This is a genomic window from Pseudomonas sp. 8BK, assembly GCF_902506475.1.
Classification (GTDB): Bacteria; Pseudomonadota; Gammaproteobacteria; order Pseudomonadales; family Pseudomonadaceae; genus Aquipseudomonas; species Aquipseudomonas anguilliseptica.
In genome coordinates this window covers 1,953,644-1,971,242 of the sequence record NZ_LR733252.1, presented here as the reverse complement: position 1 = coordinate 1,971,242, position 17,599 = coordinate 1,953,644, and the positions used below count along the sequence as shown (strand labels likewise).

Sequence of the window (17,599 nt, the reverse complement as noted above, 5' to 3'; positions counted from 1 at the left end):
TGAAACGACTGAGCACAATGGCAAAGCGTTTCCACACGGCTTGGCATGAGGCGAATCTAGAGTTTTCTGACTTTAGGGTCAACAAATATTTGACTCTTTGGTCAGGCGATTGTCATACGATTCAGTTATGAGCGCGAAAAGCCCTGCAGCTCGGTTAAACGCTAGCCGCTTTTATGCCAAGCAGGCGCTGTAGAAAAAAAGTACAGGACATAAAAAACGCCAAGGGTGTGAGCCCTTGGCGTTTTCTTGTTGCAGTAACTGCTTTTAGGAATGGGTCAGCTGCGAATCAGTCAGTTGGTGCTCTTCACCGGCGTAGTAAGCACGTACGCGAGGGTCCATCACCGCACGCCACAGCGGTGGAAACAGCGCCAGGACAATCATCCCGGCATAGCCGTTGGGCAATTGCGGACTGTCGTCGAAATGGCGCAGCACCTGGTAGCGGCGTTTGGCATAGGCGTGGTGGTCGGAATGGCGCTGCAGATGGAACAGGAACAGGTTGGTCAGGAGGAAGTTGCTGTTCCATGAGTGCGTCGGATTGGTGCGCTCATAGCGGCCATTCTCCAGTTTGCGACGGTGCAGGCCGTAATGCTCCACGTAATTGACGATTTCCAGCAGGGTAAAGGCGATCACCGACTGCGCGACAAAGAACAGTGCGCCGAGCCAGCCGAAAGCCAGACTGAAGCCGAGCAGGAACAGAGCACTGATGGCGTACCAGGCAATCAGCTCATTGCGCCAGTGCAGGGCAGGTAGGTTCTTGCGTTTCAGCCGTTCAGCCTCAAGTTTCCAGGCGTTGAGGAAGTTGTGCTTGTAGGCATGCGGCAAAAAAGCATACAGACTCTGACCGTAGCGTGAGGAGCTGGCGTCTTCCGGGGTCGACACATGCACGTGGTGACCGCGCACATGTTCGATCTTGAAGCCGCCATAGCACACGGCAGCGAGCAGCAAACCGCCGGCGTTCTGCTCCAGCTGTGGGTCCTTGTGGATGAACTCATGGGCCACAGTAATACCGATCGCCCCGGTGACGGTGCCAACCGACAACACCCAGCCCAGCTGGCCCACCCAGCTCCAGGCTTCGTGGTTGACGAAGACCCAGCCGGCCCAGCCGAGCATGCCCAGCAGCGCGGGTACGGTGGCCAGGCTCAATAGGCGGTAGTAGCCCTGCTGCTCCATTTGCGGTACCTGTACGGTTTCATCCGGGTTAGCCGGGTCGCGGCCAATAATGAAGTCCAGCAGCGGGATAACCCCAAAGACCACCACGATGACCAGCCAGGGCCAGGCGTTAGCGTATTGGCTATTTAATGACCAGTAATAGCTCAATGGGATACCCAATACCGGGATCAACCAGAACCAGTAGCCGATGCTTTTAATGGCAAGCATCCAGTTTGAGGGCAGGCGTTCGAACATGGTGGCTCCGTACTTGTTATTGTTGGAATGGGGTGCTGGTAGGATTGTAGGACAATCTGTTTCTGTGGCCATCCCCCGGTAGCCCACCTTTTGGTTTGAAAGCAGGGCACAGGCGGCCTTGGCCCGGTAACACCCTGTGTTACACTCGCGCCCTGCGCTGTACCGCCCAAGCCAAGCCTGGCCTGGGGTTGAGACCCTTGTTTGCCCCCCCAATAGGTCAGATAGAGCCTAAGGATTATCATGACGTTCAAGGCACCGGATAGCCTCGCTGAGCAGATCGCCCATCACCTTGCTGAACGCATCATTCGTGGTGAGTTGAAGGCGCGTGAGCGGATTCAGGAACAGAAAGTCACCCAGGCGCTGAATGTCAGCCGGGGGTCGGTGCGCGAAGCATTGCTGATTCTGGAGCGCCGGCACCTGATCGTGATTCCGCCGCGCCGTGGCGCGCAGGTGGCTGAACTGACCCCGCATAACGTCAAGAGCCTGTACGCCCTGGTCATGGAGCTGTACATCCTGTTGGGCAAGGCGGTGGCGGATAGCTGGCAGGCCGAGACGGATCTCGGGCCGTTTCTGGTGATTCAGCAGCGGCTGCAGGACAGTCTGCAGCGTGAGGATATTGACGGCTTTGTCGAGAGCAGCTTTGACATCATGCGAGCTGCCTTCCCGTTCTCCAATAATCCCTATTTGCAGGAAACCGTGGAGAACCTGCTGCCGGCCATCAGTCGCACCTATCACCTGGCGCTGGAGCGGCGCAAAGGCGAGATGGGCCAGTTCCTCAATACCTTTGCTGCCTTGCTGCAGGCGATCATCGGCCGTGATCATCAGGCCATTCGTGAGGTGTTGCTGGGTTACGGTGAGCACAATTGCCAGCTGGTGCTGGCCGCACTGGCCGACGCTTAAGGAAGCCTGTCTATGCGGCTTAAGTGCATCAAACTGGCCGGTTTCAAGTCCTTCGTCGACCCAACCACAGTGACCTTCCCCAGTAATATGGCGGCAGTGGTTGGGCCCAACGGCTGCGGCAAGTCGAATATCATCGACGCCGTGCGCTGGGTGATGGGCGAGAGTTCGGCGAAGAACCTGCGTGGCGAGTCGATGACCGACGTCATCTTCAATGGCTCCAATACCCGCAAACCGGTGACCCAGGCCTCCATCGAGCTGGTCTTCGACAACTCCGACGGCACCTTGACCGGCGAATACGCCGGCTATAACGAAATCTCGATCCGCCGCAGGGTCACCCGCGACAGTCAGAACACCTATTTCCTCAACGGCACCAAGTGCCGTCGCCGTGACATTACCGATATCTTCCTCGGCACCGGCCTGGGGCCGCGCAGCTATTCGATCATCGAGCAGGGCATGATCAGCAAGTTGATCGAGGCCAAGCCGGAAGATCTGCGCAACTTTATCGAAGAAGCTGCCGGCATCTCCAAGTACAAGGAGCGCCGCCGCGAGACCGAGAATCGCATCCGCCGCACCCATGAAAACCTGGCACGTCTTACCGACCTGCGCGAAGAGCTTGAGCGTCAACTCGACCGCCTGCATCGTCAGGCCCAGTCGGCGGAGAAATACCAGGAGTACAAGGCCGAGGAACGTCAGCTCAAAGCTCAGCTCACCGCCTTGCGCTGGCAGGCGCTGAACGAGCAGGTGGGCAGCCGTGAGGCGGTGATCAGCAACCAGGAAATCAGCTTCGAAGCGCTGGTCGCCGAGCAGCGCAACGCCGACGCGAGCATTGAGCGCCTGCGCGATGGCCATCACGAGCTGAGCGAGCGTTTCAACCTGGTGCAGGGCCGTTTCTACTCGGTGGGCGGCGATATCGCGCGTATCGAGCAGAGCATCCAGCACGGCCAGCAGCGTCTGCGTCAGTTGCAGGACGACCTCAACGAAGCCGAGCGCGCGCGCCTGGAAACTGAATCACACCTGGGCCACGACCGCACATTGCTAGCGACCCTGGGCGAAGAGTTGGAAATGCTGCTGCCTGAGCAGGAGCTGACGGCTGCTGCCGCCGAAGAGTTCGCCGCAGGGTTGGAAGAGTCTGAAGCAGCCATGCAGGGCTGGCAGGAGCAGTGGGACAGCTTCAACCAGCGCAGTGCCGAGCCGCGTCGTCAGGCCGAGGTGCAGCAATCGCGCATTGCCCAGCTGGAACAGAGTCTGGAACGCCTGGCTGAGCGTCAGCGCCGTCTCACCGAGGAGCTGCAGCAACTGGCGGCTGACCCGGAAGATGCGGCGATTATCGAACTGAGCGAGCAGATTGCCGCCGGTGAAATCAGCCTGGAAGACCTGCAGCTGGAAGAAGAGCAGCAGGGCGAGCGTCTGCAGCAAATGCGCAATGACCTGCAGCACAGCGGTCAGGCCCAGCAGCAGGCACAAGGTGAACTGCAGCGTTTGAATGGCCGCCTGGCTTCGTTGGAAGCGCTGCAGCAAGCGGCGCTGGACCCAGGCAAAGGTGCCGGCGAGTGGCTGCGTGAACAGCAGCTGAGCGAACGTCCACGACTGGCTGAAGGCCTGCGCGTTGAAGCCGGATGGGAGCTGGCGGTGGAAACCGTGTTGGGTGCCGATCTGCAGGCCGTGCTGTTGGATGATTTCCAAGGCCTGGATTTTGCTGGCCTGACCCAGGGCGATCTGCGCCTGGCCAGTCCAAGCAAGGGCGGCGCGCGGGTGGCTGGCAGTTTGCTGGATAAGGTCGAAGCCAGTGTCGATCTGGCGCCCTGGTTGGCCAAGGTCAAGCCGGTGCAGAGCCTGGATGCGGCGCTGGCCGCCCGCTTGAGCCTGGCCGAAGGCGAAAGCCTGATCAGCCGCGATGGTTACTGGGTCGGCCGGCATTTCCTGCGCGTGCGCCGCGCCAGTGAAGCGGAAAGCGGCGTACTGGCCCGTGGTCAGGAGATCGAACGGCTGACACTGGAGCGCGATGAGCGCGAAGCCGCATTGGCCTTGCTGGATGAGCGCCTGACTCATCTGCGGGAAAACCAGCGGGCTCAGGAAGAACAGCGCGAGCAGCAACGCCGCCAGGCCCAAGACCTGGCCCGTCGGCTCGGCGAGCTGAAAGCCCAGCTGTCCGCCGGGCAGGCCAAGGTTGAGCAACTGATACTGCGCCGTACCCGCTTGGACAGCGAGCTGCTGGAGCTGGCCGAGCAGCGCGAAATCGAACACGAGCAGCTGGGTGAGTCGCGTTTGCAGCTGCAGGACGCCCTGGATGCCATGGCGACCGACAACGAACAGCGCGAAAGCCTGTTGGCTCGCCGCGACAGCCTGCGAGAACGGCTTGATCGCGTGCGCCAGGAGGCTCGCCAGCACAAGGATCACGCCCATCAACTGGCCGTGCGCCTGGGCTCGCTGAAAGCTCAGCATGATTCCACCCGTCAGGCCCTGGAACGCCTGGAATTGCAGGCCGAACGCCTGCACGAGAAGCGTGAGCAGCTCAACCTTAACCTGGAGGAGGGTGAAGCGCCGCTGGAAGAGCTGCGGATGAAGCTCGAAGAACAGCTCGACAAGCGCATGGCGGTGGAAGACGAACTCAAACTGGCGCGCCTGGCCCTGGAAGATGCCGATCGCGAACTGCGTGATGCGGAAAAGCGCCGCACTCAGGCCGAGCAACAGGCGCAGTTGTTGCGCGGCCAATTGGAACAGCAGCGTATGGACTGGCAGTCGCTGACCGTGCGGCGCAAGGCGCTGCAGGATCAGTTGCTGGAAGACAACTACGATCTGCATGGCGTGCTGGCGACTTTGCCAGCCGAAGCCAGCGAGAAAGCCTGGGAAGAAGAGCTGGAACGCCTGGCCGCACGTATTCAGCGCTTAGGACCGATTAACCTGGCGGCGATCGACGAATACCAGCAACAATCCGAGCGCAAGCGTTACCTGGACGCACAGAACGCTGATCTGGTGGAGGCGCTGGAAACCCTGGAAAACGTGATTCGCAAGATCGACAAGGAAACCCGTAACCGCTTCAAGGAAACCTTCGATCAAATCAACGGCGGCTTGCAGGCGCTCTTCCCGAAAGTATTCGGTGGCGGCAACGCTTATCTGGAGCTGACCGGTGAAGACTTGCTGGATACCGGCGTAACCATCATGGCGCGCCCACCTGGCAAGAAGAACAGCACCATTCATTTATTGTCCGGCGGGGAAAAAGCGCTGACGGCCCTGGCCCTGGTTTTTGCCATCTTCAAACTCAATCCGGCGCCATTCTGCATGCTCGATGAGGTGGATGCGCCGCTGGATGATGCCAACGTCGGGCGCTATGCACGGCTGGTAAAAGAGATGTCGGAAACCGTGCAGTTTATCTATATCACCCATAATAAAATCGCTATGGAAATGGCCGATCAGTTGATGGGCGTAACCATGCACGAGCCCGGTTGTTCGCGGTTGGTGGCTGTGGATGTGGAGGAAGCGTTGGCCTTGGTTGAATCATGATGGCCAGGGCGGTGTAAAGTTATCTTTCGTCGTGCTAGCTTAATGCGCATTGTTATTAGACGTGGCGTTATAACGCAGGGAAAGGCCTGATAGAACATAGGCTTGGCGTCGCGTAAAAGAATTAGCAACATGGCCGGGAAGGCCTTTTTCATCACATTTTTATCAGGGGTTAAGGTATTTCATGGAATTCGGTCTGCGCGAGTGGCTGATTGTCATCGGCATTATTGTGATTGCCGGCATCCTGTTTGATGGCTGGCGGCGGATGCGCGGTGGTAAGGGCAAACTCAAGTTCAAACTTGACCGCAGTTTTGCCAACCTGCCGGATGATGACAGTGATCCCGATCTGCTCAGCCCTCCGCGGGTTATTGATCGCAGTAATGAACCCGCTTTTGATGAGGAAGACCTGCCGTCGCTGAGCGCGCGTGAGTTAAATCGTCGCCGCAGCGGTGAGCCGCAACAAGGCGACCTTAATCTGGGTCTTGAAGAACCAGTGCCGACGCTGCTTAACCCGGTTGATGACGATGTGGTCAAACCCGTCAGTCAAAACCAGAGCAGCAATAAGGAATTGCCACCGGTTGAAGAAGTATTGGTGATCAACGTGATTGCCCGCGACGAAGAAGGCTTTAAAGGCCCGGCTCTGTTGCAGAATATTCTCGAAAGTGGTCTGCGTTTTGGCGAGATGGACATCTTCCATCGTCACGAAAGCATGGCGGGTAATGGTGAAGTGCTGTTTTCCATGGCCAATGCGTTGAAACCTGGCACTTTTGATCTCGACGATATTGAAGGCTTCAGCACCCGTGCCGTAAGTTTCTTTCTTGGCTTGCCAGGCCCGCGTCACCCCAAACAGGCGTTTGATGTAATGGTGGCTGCAGCACGCAAACTGGCCCACGAGCTGGGTGGTGAGTTGAAGGATGACCAGCGCAGCGTGATGACCGCGCAAACTATCGAGCACTACCGCCAGCGCATCGTCGAATATGAACGCAAGCAACTGACCAATAAGCGCTGATTTAACCGATGAAATACCAAGAGCAGCCACGGCTGCTCTTTTCGTTTGAGAGCACACTGCAATGACCGATGCTTCTATTGCCGCCCAGCGCATAGTGCAACTGCGCGCCGAACTGGATGGGCATAACTACCGCTATCACGTACTCGATGAGCCGAGTATTCCCGACGCCGAATATGATCGCCTGTTTCATGAGCTCAAGGCCCTGGAGATAGAGCACCCAGAACTGGTCACGGCCGACTCACCGACCCAGCGCGTCGGTAGCCTGGCGCTTTCGGCCTTCGGTGAGGTGAGGCATGAGGTGCCGATGCTTAGCCTGGGCAACGCCTTCGAAGAATCCGACCTGCTGGATTTCGATCGCCGGGTGCGTGAAGGGCTGGATTTTCCAGCAGGCGATCTGTTTGGTGGCGGTACTGAGGTTGAATACAGCTGCGAGCCCAAGCTTGATGGTCTGGCGGTCAGCCTGTTGTACCGCGATGGCCTGCTGGTGCGTGGCGCTACGCGTGGCGATGGCAGCACGGGCGAGGATATCAGCGTCAACGTACGCACCATTCGTAATGTGCCATTAAAGCTGCAAGGCGAGGGTTGGCCGTCTGTGTTGGAAGTGCGTGGCGAAGTCTTTATGTCCAAGGCCGGTTTTGAGGCATTGAATGCTCGGCAGCTGGAGCAGGGCGGTAAGACTTTCGCCAATCCGCGTAATGCGGCGGCGGGCAGCCTGCGCCAGCTGGATTCGAAAATTACCGCCAGCCGTCCTCTGGAGTTCTGCTGCTACGGTATCGGTCAGGTGCAGGGCGAGCTGCCACAAACGCATTTCGGCATTCTTGAAGCCCTGAAACAGTGGGGTATGCCGATTAGTCGCGAGCTGAAGCTGGCCAAGGGCGCCGATGAATGCCTGGCGTATTACCACAGCATTGGTGAGCGCCGCGAGTCGTTGGCTTATGAGATCGACGGGGTAGTGTTCAAGGTCAACAGCCTGGCCTATCAGCGCGAACTCGGCTTCCGCGCCCGTGAGCCGCGCTGGGCGATTGCCCACAAGTTCCCGGCGACGGAAGAGCTGACCGAGCTGCTGGATGTGGAGTTCCAGGTTGGCCGTACGGGTGCGGTTACCCCGGTGGCACGCCTGAAACCGGTCAAGGTGGCCGGCGTTAGAGTGTCTAATGCCACGCTGCATAACATGGATGAAGTGGCGCGTCTGGGGGTGATGATCGGCGATACGGTGATCATCCGCCGCGCCGGCGATGTGATTCCACAAGTGGTGCAGGTCGTGCCTGAGCGGCGCCCACTGGATGCCAGGCCCGTTCAAATCCCCGAGAGCTGCCCGGTGTGCGGCTCTCACGTTGAACGGACCCAACTGGTCAAGCGCAGCAAGGGCAAGGAAACCTTCAGCGAAGGTTCGGTATACCGTTGTGTCGGTCGCCTGGCCTGCGCTGCGCAGCTCAAGCAGGCGATCATTCACTTTGTCTCACGGCGGGCCATGGACATCGAAGGGCTGGGCGACAAGACCATTGAACAACTGGTTGATGAGCAGCTGATCGCCTCGCCGGCCGATCTCTACACGCTGAAATATGAACAGATCATCAACCTGGAAGGCTTTGCCGAGGTTTCCAGCAACAAGCTGCTGCAGGCCATTGCCGACAGCAAGCAACCGAGTTTGGCGCGTTTTATCTACGCTCTCGGTATACCCGATGTGGGCGAGGAAACCGCCAAGGTGCTGGCCCGTTCACTGGCATCTCTAGAGCGCGTACAGCAGGCCTTGCCGGAAGTGCTGACCTACCTGCCGGATATCGGTTTAGAGGTCGCACATGAGATCCACAGCTTTTTTGCCGATAGCCATAACCAGCAGGTGATTGCGGCCTTGTTGGCCAGTGATCAATGCGGTTTTCAACTGCAGGAGCAAGGCGAGCTGAGTGCCGAATTCAGTGCCAGCGCTACCCTGGCCGGGATGCTCGACAAGTTGAATATTCCATCTGTAGGCCCCGGTGGCGCGCAGAAGCTGGCGGATAAGTTTCTCAGCCTGGAGGCTGTACTGGCGGCTGACTGGCTGGATATGCGCCAGACTCTGCCCGAGAAGCAAGCCAAGGCGGTACGCGAGTTCTTCGATGTGCCAGCCAATGCACAACGTGCGCGGGCCATTGAAGCGCAGCTAAAAGCCTTTGGCATGCACTGGCACAGCGAGAAAAGAGTTATCGAAGGTTTGCCGCTAGCTGGGCAAACCTGGGTACTGACCGGCACGCTGGAAGTGATGAGTCGCGATGTGGCCAAGGAAAAGCTGGAAAGCCTGGGCGCCAAGGTGGCAGGGTCGGTTTCGGCAAAAACCAGCTGTGTGGTCGCAGGGCCAGGGGCGGGCTCGAAGCTGACAAAAGCCAGTGAACTTGGTGTGCGGGTGATTGACGAGGCGCAGTTCTTGTCAGCCTTGGCAGGCTACGGCCTCTAGAGGAGCGGGTTTTCTGTACTGCCCCCAAACAGGGTTTGGGGGCAGTCGGGCAACTTAGTTACCGGTTACGTTCACGCAGGTTTCGCCGAAGAACGGGTAGAAGCCTTTGGTGTGGTAATCAGCGGTAGCGATGGTGCCGATGTTGCCATTGGCCTTGGCGGCAGCAATGGAAGCGTCGCCTTTGTTGATCAGACCAATGATGGTGGTGGCGCAAGCAGTACCGGTTTTGTTACCGGAAGCGGTGGTGGCAGTGATCGGACCTTTGACGTCGGTGATCAGGCCAACGCTAACTGGCGACAGGCCAGAGGCGCAACCGCTGAGCAGGGTAACCAGGCCGGCAGCCAGAGCAATTTTCTTCAACATGTCGTGATTCCTTTTCGCTTATCCATAAGAAGCTTTACCCATCCAGGTAAAGTGCACCGCACCCTAAAGCAGTGCCTGGCTAATAACAAGTTCGCCTGCTTTTTTTCGAACCGGTTTCAAATTTATGAAATCTTCCGGTGGATTTTTTGCCAATCGTTGTTCTTGCGCTCAGCACAATTGGTTTGGCAATCCAATGGTGGACGGTGAGGAGCAGGGAGCTGCCTGGCGTATCGAGCAGGAGCCAGGCGAGGGTCAATCGCCGCGGTACTCGCAACCGCTGGTGCAGGTTTCGTGGATACGGATACGCGACAGCTCAGGCAGCAGCGGCTTGAGTTGCTGCCAGATCCATTTGGCCAGCACTTCACTGGTAGGGTTTTCCAGGCCGGGAATATCGTTCAGGTAGTTATGATCAAGCTGCTCATAGAGTGGCTTGAAGATCGCCTTGATCTCGGAGAAGTCACGAATCCAGCCGGTATAAGGATCGACCTCACCTTCGATATACACCGCGACCTTGAAGGAGTGGCCGTGCAGGCGTCCGCATTTGTGGCCTTCGGGGACGTGAGGCAGGCGGTGGGCGGCCTCGAACATAAACTCTTTGAACAATTCCACGGTCTTTCTCTCAGGTGGTACGCGGCTAACAGCGTGTTTAGCAAGGCGCGAATATTACCAGCTCAGCAGCTGTTAACCGAGTAGCACAGAGAATTGGATACAGTTTTATGGTTGATTACGCTCCAACCGGTAGATGCTGACAGCCTCGTAGACCGCCTTGCGCAGGCGGTTGATGCCGCCAATCGGGCGATGTTCAGGCAGCGCATGCCAGGGGTTGAAGGACAGGTTGTCACAGAACAGGTTCTGCTCGCGGCTATCAAAGTCCTGTGCCGGCACCTTGATGGTGGCGACGGTTTCGAACGGCGAAATGGCTTCGCTCCATTCAACACTGGGGTCTTCGATGGGCATGTAGTACTCCGCGTTCTGCCGCTGAACCTGCAGGGCAAAACAGGCGGGTATGCGATCCAGCGACAACTGCTGGTACAGCGCATTGCGCAGGAAATTCGGCAGGTCCTGGTTCTGTTCAGGCAGCTGGTACTCCGGGCAGGCTTCTGGTTGAGGAATAACCCGGTACTTGATGTTGTGCTCGCCCAGTTTGAATGGGGCAATGGAGTTGTAAGTGGTTGCCACCGGTGTTTCCGGGGCAGGGGACAGCGTTTTCAGGGCGATGATCAGATGGCGGATTTCCCAGGTACTGGGGTTCCAGCTGGGGAAGAAGGCCATGGCCTTTTTACCGTCGGCCTGGGCAGCGAAATTGCTTTTGTACTCGGCCACGTCACGCACGAAAAACGCTGGGTGATTAAACATCACAAAGTCCTGCTCGCTGGCGTGCTGCGGGCTTTGCGTAAGTTTTTCTCCAGGCACATCCAGCAGCTTGATCGCCATGCCGCGGGCATCGCGAGCTCGGTCGAATTGCGGGTAGGCATTACCGTTGGACAGGCGCATCCAGGCTTGCCAGGTTTTCCCTGGCTCGCTGAGCACACCGCGTTGCAAGCTGCTATCGATATCAGCACTGACGGTGACTTCGGCCTTCACGCAGCCATGAGCCTTGGCGTGAGCATCACGCAGTACCCGTGTGTTGTCACGGTGCTGTTCGACCACGCGAATGGCATCTTCGATGATGCCTTGGGTGAGCGCGGCTTCATCGGCCGGGACCTGCTCTTCAGTGGATACTGGACCGGAGAACTTCCAGCCGTAATAGGCCGCGCCGATGGCCCAGCCGCCAATAGCAATGGTCAATACGAGGGCCAGTAATTTGCCCAGTACGCGGCCAAGCCAGAGCCAGAATCGTTTAAACATGCAGTCAATTCCTTTTAATTATTCTCAGTGTGCGGTCACAGGCTACGTGCGCTTCAGTTCTGGCAAGACGGGCCGGGCGTCCACTCTTTGGCGGCCACAGGCTGTAGTTGCTGTTCCAGCGCGGGATTACCGAGAACCTTGAGGTACTCGATCAGTGCCCAGCGCTCTTCCGGTTGCAGGGCCCGGCCGATTACGCCGTCTTCACGGCATCCCGCGCGGAATTCATGGCCGCGATTGCTGTTGCCGGTGACCTGGGTATCGAAGTGGAAACCACCGGTGAATTTTTCGCTGTTGTAGCCAATCTGTTTCGGGTTGAACTCGAAATTGCCTACCCAGAACTGGGTCTGCCGCTCAGAAACCGGCGAGAGTAGCTGGAACAGGGTTGGCACCGACCCGTTATGCAGGAACGGTGGGGTGGCCCAGATGCCATCCAGCGGACGCGCCTTGTAGCCGCGTTTTTCCTGCACGCCAATCGGTAGGCCGAAACCGTCCATGCGCCAGCGTTCACGCTCGGAAATGCCAGCATCCTGATAGGCGCGGTTTTCCACATAGGCGGTGACATAGGCCAGGGCCTTGGCGCTGGAGATACTGCGCATGTCGATATCGTCCAGCGTGGCGCCAAACAGGCGCACATCCAGCTTGCTCAGCTCGGCCTTGGTCCAGCCCAGTTTGCTGATATCGAAGCGATGGTCGGCGATATTGTCCGCTGTGGTCGGGTCGGTGCCGACGATGGAGGTCGGTACCACGCGCATGCGCCACTCGGGATCGCGAGCGGGGGCAAAACGCTCATCCGGTTTCTTCGGATCAGGCGCATGGCAGTAGGCACAATTCTCGGTAAATAACGCGCGGCCACGGCTGGCCAGCAGCAGATCGACCTTGCCGAACACCTCTTCCGGCCAGGTGGGCGGCTGCAGTTGCTTGAGGGTTTCTTCCAGGGTGAACAGGTCACGCAGGCGTACGCTTGAGGGATAGCGTTCGGCTTCGGCAACCGGGTGGCCGTCGGTATTCAGCAGGCGCAGCGTGGCACCAACGCCCAGCGCTTCGCCAACGTTGCGGGCCATGGGCTGCATGGCTGAGCCGTTCCACTGGACCCAGTCGAATTTCCAGATATCCCAGACCTGCGGATAGCTCACTGGCGCATCGGCGACTCGGTAGTTGCTCGGGTCTATCGCATCACCAAAGACGCTGTTGGCAATGCGGCCGAAGGCATCGGTGCGGCCAAAGCCTTCTTCGGTTGGGTAGAGACCGCGATGCCAGTCATTGAACGCGGTGCCGAGAAGGCGATCGAGCACTACCTTGAAGTCGCGACGCAGCTGGGACTTGTGGCTGGCGTATTCATCACCGAGTACCTGTTGGGCGAAGCGGCGGAATTTAAGTGGGTTGTAGTAGGTAAAAGCCATGCTCATGCCCAGCGCCTGGCCAAAGCTGCCGCCACGCACTGTGGGTACGGTGGACGCCAGCGAATGCAGTGCCGCGCCGCCGTCGATGCGCACGGCCTGGCCCTTATAGCGCAGCTCGCCGGTGTGGCAGGCGGCGCAGCTGATATCCAGGAAATGCTCGCCACTTTCCGCATCAGCATGGCGGGCAAAGCCGACTGGCAGGTTGCCGGGGTTCAGCTGCGTGGGTTGTTGGGCGGGGTCGACGAGGAAACCGAAACGCGCAAGGTAATCCGGGGTGGCGAACTTGCTGCTGCTGAATGGCAGCTCCAGCGCGCTGAACCATTCATAACGCAGACCTTTCACCTGGGTACCCTGAGGGGTGTAGTAGTAGGTCTGGCGTTCTTCTGCGGACCATTGATCGAGGTAGTGCAGTTTGTCGGGCTGCTGATAGATCGGAAGGTTGGGGTTGGCGATGAAGTACAGGGCGACCAGCAGCCCTACCACCAGCAACAAAAGAAGCCCATACAGGGCTCGACGGAGAATGCGCATGGATACTTCCTTGTGGCGTTTTTTATTTGTTGTTTTTATGCCTATTGCCGCAGCCGATGGCAAGCAGCCATTACTACGAAACCCAGGAAATAGTCTTCTTTTAGGTCCGAAGATGGTTTTACAGTGCGGTTTATGACGAATTAATCCGCTGGAGTGAGTTCATGCATCCATTCGACGCATCGCAACCGCCTAAATTGGCGTTATTACTGGGCTATGCAGGGCTGGTGCCTTTCGTCACCGGGGCATTGGGCATCTGGGTGACGCCAGAGGGTTGGCGGGTGGTGGTTCTGGCGGCCTTGCTGGACTATGCCGCGGTGATCCTGGCCTTTATGGGGGCTATTCACTGGGGGCTGGCCATGCGCGCGGAAAATGCCGGTGAGCCCGCGCAGATTCAGCTGGGCTTATCTGTGGTGCCGCCATTGCTGGGGTGGCTGGCAATCAGTGGCGGCATGCCCACCAGCCTGGCTTTGCCTCTGTGTTTGCTGGCGTTTGGTGGGTTGTATGCCGCCGACTTGCGGGCGGTGAAACTGGGCCTGGCGCCGCAGTGGTATCCCAGCCTGCGCCGGCCGCTGACGATTATCGTCTGCCTGAGCCTGCTACTGGCCTGGGCCAGTGTGCTGCTGCGTTGAATTGAGCCAATGCGCCACTGTCGTCAGCGTCTGCTCACGGCGCTGCGCCCAGTCGCCCTGAATGCACTGCAACGGCTGTCGGTGGAGCCGCAACCAGTGCTCGCACTGTTGGTAGAACGTGAGGCGCTGGGCCAGTTCTGGCTGGCAACGCTGACCATCATCGACCCAGGGCACACCCACCGGGTTTAGTAGTAGATGCAGGTGGTAGTCGCGCTCGAGTAAGGCTTGCTCAATCCAGGCGGGGCAATCACCAAACAGCTGCTGACTCCAGAGCATATTGCTCAGCAGATGAGTATCGAGAATCAGCAGCTCGGGGCGCGTCGCTCTGGCCTGGTCTTCCCAGACCAGTTGGCCCTGGGCGATCGCGCTGATGTCGGAGTAGCAGGTGTCGCGCTGCTCACGCTCGATAAAATGCCGCACGTACTCGCCAACCAGCACCCCACCAAAAGTCGCCTGAATATGCTCGGCCAGCCAGCTTTTGCCACTGGATTCAGGGCCCGTGAGTACCAGTACCTTCATGCGCTGACCAGCGCGCGATCACGTCGCCAGGTTAGCCAGCCATTGAGCGCCAGCAGGGTAAACAGCCCATAGAGTGCTGCAGTCGGATACAGGCCTTGTTGTACAAACAGCGCCACGAAAAGCAGGTCGAGAACTATCCAGAGTGGCCAGCATTCAACGCGTTTCTGCGCCATCCAGACCTGGGCGACCAGGCTGAAGGCACTCAGTGCTGCATCCTGCCAGGGCGCGGCAGCGTCGGTGAAGGTGGCCATCAGGTAACCGAGAATAACTGTGCCAACGGCACCTATTGCTAAGCTGATCGATATGCCTTGCGGGCTAAGTCGGTTGACCTGCACGCCACTGTGGCTGCTGCCGCCACGGGTCCATTGCCACCAGCCGTAGCCCTGCAATACCGCATACACGCCTTGCAGCAGCATGTTTGAGTACAGTTTGCCGTCATAGAAGATCCAGGCGTACATCAGCACCATCAGCAAACCCAGCGGCCAGCACCAGCGGTTTTGCCGCACGGTCAGCCAGACGGCCCACACACCAAGGGCTGAAGCGATGATTTCCAGAGGCGACATAGAACACCGATGAACGAGGGCAAGAGTGGCAGCGATTGTAACGATTGTGCTGGGCGTCGTCTTGGTTGCACAGCCACGCCTCTCGCACTGGATGGCAAGTTGCTATGGCTTTGCCGATATACTCTGCGCCCCCTCAGGAGGCATGCTGTGTTCAGGTCCCTTTTAATTGCTATTAGCGCAGTATGCTTATTGACGTTTGGCCTGATAGCCCAGGCCCTTGCCGAAAACCCGCGGGTTGCAGCTAAGGCACCGGCATCGGTGGTATTTCTCAATCCGGGCTTTTCCGACGAGCCATTCTGGGTGGGCTACAGCGATTTTATGCAGGCCGCGGCCGACGACTTGGGCATGCAGCTGGAAGTTATCTATGGCGAGCGCAACCCGCCCCAGTTGCTGGAAAAAGCCCGCAGCGTATTAGCCCGCGACAAGCAGCCGGACTACCTGATATTCGTCAACGAGATGTATACCGCGCCGGAGTTGCTCAGGCTGTTTGCCGATAGTCCGATCAAGCTGTTTTCCCTGCATAGCACCTTAACGCCAGAACAGCAGCAGATAATTGGTGGCTCGCGTGGGCATTACCGTAACTGGATAGGCAGCCTGATTCCCAATGACGAGCAAGCCGGTTACTGGATGGCGAAAGCCTTGATCGCCAAGCTGAAAGGTAAACCGGGTAGCCTGCTGGCGTTTGCTGGTGTTCGGTTAACACCGTCTTCCAGCCTGCGCGAAGATGGCTTGCACCGCGCCTTACGCGAACACCCTGAGATCAAACTGCAGCAGATGCTGCAGGGCGAGTGGAAACGTCAGCGCGCCTATGAGCAAGCGCAGTTGATGCTGCCGCGCCATCCCGAAGTGCAGCTGGTGTGGTCGGCTAACGATGAAATGGCATTTGGAGTTATGCAGGCCGCAGAGGAACTGGGCAGGCAACCAGGGAAGGATATTTACCTGTCGGCGCTGAATAATTCAGATGAGGTACTGCAGGCGCGCATAGACGGCAAGCTTTGCGTCCTGGTTGGTGGACATTTCACCCTCGGTGGCTGGGCCATGGTAATGCTGCATGACTACCATGCCGGGCTGGATTTTGCCGCACGCGGCGGTAAGGATCGGGTTGATCAGCTGTTCAGCCTGCTGGATGCCAAACAGGCTGCTTACTTGAAACAGCGCCTCAAGGTACCCGGCTATGGTCTTGATTTTCGCCAGTTCAGCGCGGTGTACCATCCGCAGATCAAGGACTACGGCTTCTCCATCAAACCGTTGTTGCCATAAGTCAGACGCCTGCCAGGTGCAGCACCAGTTTGACGATGCCGAAGATCGCCAGCACAAACACGACCGTGAACAATGCGCCGAGAATGATGAAGTGGCTGGGCTTGCCGCGTGAGAAATCACGGCTACGGTTTTTTCCGCTTTGCACGCCGATCGCTGCACTCAGCACGCTTTGCAACATCTCCCATAGCGTCAGCGGTTTGTTTTCCTCTTCGCTCATGTGTTTCTCCATTACTCAGACTGACTGCTTGCTCAGTAAAGCCTAGCCGGAAGCAGGATGTTTGCCGTGGAAACGACTCCTGCTGAAGTTGCTTGAGTCCCGACCCCTAGGCTGAGATTCCATACCTAGCAAGGGGTTTCATCATGAGCAAGTCGGTAATTATCAACACCAGCGAGCAGGGTTGGCTGGATAAGGCTATCCGTATGCGCCTGGTATTTGGCGCAGTGGAATTGGTCGATGACGCGAACACTGGCGTACAGCCGGAGGATATCGAGGAGCTGCTGGAGCTGATCCAGAAACATCAAGGTCATCACAGCAGCCGACTGCGCACATTGCTGGGTGTCAGTGTCGGTCTGTGCCTGTCGTTGATGGGCCTGTGGATGATCCACGCTGCCGCCACTGATGCTGTCCCAACCAGTGAGCTATGGGTGCTGCTGGCCGGCGGCGTGTTTATGGCGTTCTTCGGTGGGTTGGGGGTGTTCTACGCTCTGGGCCAGCGCTGGAGAATCAGCGCTAGTAGCGGTGACCGGAACATGACCCTGGGCTCCGACTAAGGGTTCGGTGCCGTGGCCGCTGGTTACGGCGCTGTTTTCGTTACGCATCAGGTCTTCGAGCAAGGTTATCAAACCTGCGCAGACCAATAGCAGACCCCAGTTAAAGGCTGCTGTCTGTATATGCCGCAGCAGGCGCATCCACTCGGTCTGAGTTTGCGGTATCCAGACTATCGGCAGCATAAAACCCAATAGCGCCACCATGGCGTAAGACATCAGCCGGATAAAGGTCTGTGGTGGTGGCGATTGCTGTTGCATACCGTAGACCACTGTGGCGACCACCAGAATGCTGGCTGAGGCGGAGAGCACGAGGTCTGCGCGCGCGTGCAGCACATCGAACAGCACGGCTTCAAACTCCTTGCCTGCCGATGTATCAGGATGTAGCACCAGCGCGGCGCCGACCAGCTGCACCAGAGCGCCGCCCAACCAGGGGGCCAGCAACAGCGGATAGCGCTGCAGCAGTGCTGGCATCGCGAGAC

16 protein-coding genes are annotated in these 17,599 nt (G+C 58.3%); 7 read left to right on the top strand and 9 right to left on the bottom strand.

Annotated features, from left to right (window positions below; all coding sequences use genetic code 11):
- Positions 1-264 precede the first annotated feature (264 nt).
- Complete coding sequence (locus tag ACIN8IBEIGE_RS09025; RefSeq protein WP_160014343.1) at positions 265-1,404, bottom strand: alkane 1-monooxygenase; 1,140 nt, start codon at positions 1,402-1,404, stop codon at positions 265-267.
- Between the two features lie 240 nt (positions 1,405-1,644).
- Between ACIN8IBEIGE_RS09025 and ACIN8IBEIGE_RS09020 the strand changes: the two genes are divergently transcribed.
- The 4 genes from ACIN8IBEIGE_RS09020 (at position 1,645) to ligA (ending at position 9,242) form a co-directional block, all read left to right on the top strand.
- Positions 1,645-2,304 (top strand): GntR family transcriptional regulator, encoded by a 660-nt coding sequence (locus tag ACIN8IBEIGE_RS09020; RefSeq protein WP_160014342.1) that lies wholly within the window; start codon positions 1,645-1,647, stop codon positions 2,302-2,304.
- Positions 2,305-2,316: 12 nt separating this feature from the next.
- On the top strand, positions 2,317-5,805 hold the full coding sequence (smc, locus tag ACIN8IBEIGE_RS09015; protein ID WP_160014341.1) for a chromosome segregation protein SMC: 3,489 nt from the start codon (positions 2,317-2,319) through the stop codon (positions 5,803-5,805).
- 181 nt (positions 5,806-5,986) lie between these two features.
- Positions 5,987-6,811 (top strand): cell division protein ZipA, encoded by an 825-nt coding sequence (gene zipA / locus ACIN8IBEIGE_RS09010; protein WP_090386550.1) that lies wholly within the window; start codon positions 5,987-5,989, stop codon positions 6,809-6,811.
- 61 nt (positions 6,812-6,872) lie between these two features.
- Complete coding sequence (gene ligA / locus ACIN8IBEIGE_RS09005; RefSeq protein ID WP_160014340.1) at positions 6,873-9,242, top strand: NAD-dependent DNA ligase LigA; 2,370 nt, start codon at positions 6,873-6,875, stop codon at positions 9,240-9,242.
- A gap of 54 nt (positions 9,243-9,296) precedes the next feature.
- Here the strand turns inward: ligA and ACIN8IBEIGE_RS09000 are convergent, their stop codons facing one another.
- The 4 genes from ACIN8IBEIGE_RS09000 to ACIN8IBEIGE_RS08985 all read right to left on the bottom strand — a co-directional run bounded on the left by ACIN8IBEIGE_RS09000 (position 9,297) and on the right by ACIN8IBEIGE_RS08985 (position 13,381).
- The gene (locus ACIN8IBEIGE_RS09000) at positions 9,297-9,605 is read right to left on the bottom strand and encodes a TRL-like family protein (RefSeq protein ID WP_090253600.1); all 309 of its coding nucleotides are present in this window, start codon (positions 9,603-9,605) and stop codon (positions 9,297-9,299) included.
- Positions 9,606-9,857: 252 nt separating this feature from the next.
- Entirely contained in the window at positions 9,858-10,214 is a 357-nt protein-coding gene (gene queD / locus ACIN8IBEIGE_RS08995; RefSeq protein ID WP_090241991.1) for a 6-carboxytetrahydropterin synthase QueD, read from the bottom strand.
- A gap of 105 nt (positions 10,215-10,319) precedes the next feature.
- On the bottom strand, positions 10,320-11,453 hold the full coding sequence (locus ACIN8IBEIGE_RS08990) for a catalase family protein (RefSeq protein ID WP_160014339.1): 1,134 nt from the start codon (positions 11,451-11,453) through the stop codon (positions 10,320-10,322).
- A gap of 53 nt (positions 11,454-11,506) precedes the next feature.
- On the bottom strand, positions 11,507-13,381 hold the full coding sequence (locus ACIN8IBEIGE_RS08985; protein WP_160014338.1) for a di-heme-cytochrome C peroxidase: 1,875 nt from the start codon (positions 13,379-13,381) through the stop codon (positions 11,507-11,509).
- On the opposite strand from ACIN8IBEIGE_RS08985, the gene ACIN8IBEIGE_RS08980 reads away from it, so the two are divergent.
- Together ACIN8IBEIGE_RS08980 and ACIN8IBEIGE_RS08975 are read left to right on the top strand one after the other, a co-directional pair.
- A complete protein-coding gene (locus ACIN8IBEIGE_RS08980; RefSeq protein ID WP_160014337.1) occupies positions 13,380-13,517 on the top strand; it encodes a hypothetical protein in 138 nt (45 codons plus the stop codon). The two genes, ACIN8IBEIGE_RS08985 and ACIN8IBEIGE_RS08980, sit on opposite strands and share 2 nt — an antisense overlap.
- A gap of 25 nt (positions 13,518-13,542) precedes the next feature.
- The gene (locus tag ACIN8IBEIGE_RS08975; protein WP_160014336.1) at positions 13,543-14,010 is read left to right on the top strand and encodes a DUF3429 domain-containing protein; all 468 of its coding nucleotides are present in this window, start codon (positions 13,543-13,545) and stop codon (positions 14,008-14,010) included.
- On the opposite strand, the gene ACIN8IBEIGE_RS08970 is transcribed toward ACIN8IBEIGE_RS08975, so the two are convergent.
- Positions 13,978-14,529 (bottom strand): AAA family ATPase, encoded by a 552-nt coding sequence (locus ACIN8IBEIGE_RS08970; protein WP_160014335.1) that lies wholly within the window; start codon positions 14,527-14,529, stop codon positions 13,978-13,980. The genes ACIN8IBEIGE_RS08975 and ACIN8IBEIGE_RS08970 overlap by 33 nt on opposite strands.
- Complete coding sequence (gene pnuC / locus ACIN8IBEIGE_RS08965; RefSeq protein WP_160014334.1) at positions 14,526-15,092, bottom strand: nicotinamide riboside transporter PnuC; 567 nt, start codon at positions 15,090-15,092, stop codon at positions 14,526-14,528. Before pnuC ends, ACIN8IBEIGE_RS08970 begins: the two co-directional genes overlap by 4 nt.
- 189 nt (positions 15,093-15,281) lie before the next feature.
- On the opposite strand from pnuC, the gene ACIN8IBEIGE_RS08960 reads away from it, so the two are divergent.
- Complete coding sequence (locus ACIN8IBEIGE_RS08960; RefSeq protein WP_256665078.1) at positions 15,282-16,352, top strand: ABC transporter substrate-binding protein; 1,071 nt, start codon at positions 15,282-15,284, stop codon at positions 16,350-16,352.
- A gap of 1 nt (position 16,353) precedes the next feature.
- Here the strand turns inward: ACIN8IBEIGE_RS08960 and ACIN8IBEIGE_RS08955 are convergent, their stop codons facing one another.
- Both ACIN8IBEIGE_RS08955 and ACIN8IBEIGE_RS08950 read right to left on the bottom strand, forming a co-directional pair.
- Complete coding sequence (locus ACIN8IBEIGE_RS08955) at positions 16,354-16,569, bottom strand: DUF2970 domain-containing protein (protein WP_160014332.1); 216 nt, start codon at positions 16,567-16,569, stop codon at positions 16,354-16,356.
- A gap of 422 nt (positions 16,570-16,991) precedes the next feature.
- Positions 16,992-17,591, bottom strand: coding sequence for a hypothetical protein (locus ACIN8IBEIGE_RS08950; protein WP_160014331.1), 600 nt, complete (start codon positions 17,589-17,591; stop codon positions 16,992-16,994).
- Between the last annotated feature and the right edge of the window lie 8 nt (positions 17,592-17,599).